Annotated in this window: 1 protein-coding gene; it reads right to left on the reverse strand. The window is 46.3% G+C overall.

Translation table 11 applies throughout. The features are described from left to right. Positions 1 to 108 precede the first annotated feature (108 nt). Positions 109 to 819 (reverse strand): hypothetical protein, encoded by a 711-nt coding sequence (locus HT737_RS30180; RefSeq protein ID WP_182404651.1) that lies wholly within the window; start codon positions 817 to 819, stop codon positions 109 to 111. Between the last annotated feature and the right edge of the window lie 336 nt (positions 820 to 1,155).

Genomic DNA, 1,155 nt, shown 5'->3' on the forward strand with positions numbered 1-1,155 from the left:
CCAAATGCACTTCCTTATAACGGAGATCAATCCTGACTTAGCTCCAGCCAGTCTAGATATTTGCCGACTAATTAAAAAAGCTAATCTGGTTAGTTATGTGGTTCCTTCCTATGTTACATGCTGATGTACGCTCATGAACTGATGAGCAACGCGGCGAGGCTGAGCCATAGCTTCGGAAGGATAGTCTTGAGGCGTTTCTAACTCTGCACCATAACGAAGACGCAAGTTTTCTACGATGAAATCCGCAGAAATTAAAGCACATACGGAGTCATACTGATTTCTCGAAAAATCCGCTGGTCTTGGAAGGCCACTTTCTACCCCCCAGGCCTCTCCAACGTAACATGCCAAGAAATCATCTAGCTGTTCAGGCTTCGAGTTAAAGTGAGACTCCAATATTCTACGAACGGCAGATAGCGTGCATCCATCAATCCAAGCCCAATATAATGATGGGGCATCTTTAGGGTGGCTTAAAAAGAGTGGCGAATCTTGGTCTGCCTCTGCTATACGACGGGTGAGGATAGATTTAACCAGAACTTCACCCTCGCCTGTTAGAACTCGATTTTCTTCTGACTTATTCTCGTAGTGGCGTACCCATCGAAAACATTCCAACGCAAATCCAATGGGTGTTACTGAGTTGAATAGATGCTCAGCTTCCTTTTGGCGGTCAACACCGACTGGTATTTGCCTTAATAACCCCGCAATTAACATTCCAGCTTTAGCTCGTGTGTCCGCGACTACCATCATGCCTCGCTCTCGTGGAAGCAGATCTCCATTTAATGCAAATGTAGAAATAAGGGCTGATGCTTGCTCTTGCGTCATTGAACTTTCCTTTTGCCGCAGCCTCGTAATAAGTCGTGGTAACGCTTGTCGTATCGCGAATGCTTCGAGCAAAGCACGTCTATCAGTTCCGGAGGCAGACGGAACTGCCTCACACAGCCCAGCAATGTGAGCATCTGGTACATCACCTAATGGTACGCTATACGTGAAATACCGCTTGAAATATTGACGAGATGCTACCTTTTGTTCCTTGGACCAGCCTTCATCCCATTCACTACCATAAATAGAACGGCCGATGCGTGGGAACAGTGGTTTCTAGGAGTCTAGATTTTAAGGTCTCGCGCTCGTCAATCGTTAGATCTGGAGTAGCGTTCTCTA

This window comes from Pseudomonas sp. MD195_PC81_125 (assembly GCF_014060985.1).
Lineage (GTDB): Bacteria > Pseudomonadota > Gammaproteobacteria > Pseudomonadales > Pseudomonadaceae > Aquipseudomonas > Aquipseudomonas parakoreensis.

Excerpts from the sequence above, each read along its gene's own strand:
- HT737_RS30180 (WP_182404651.1), bottom strand. The coding sequence starts at position 819 with ATGACGCAAGAGCAAGCATCAGCCCTTATTTCTACATTTGCATTAAAT.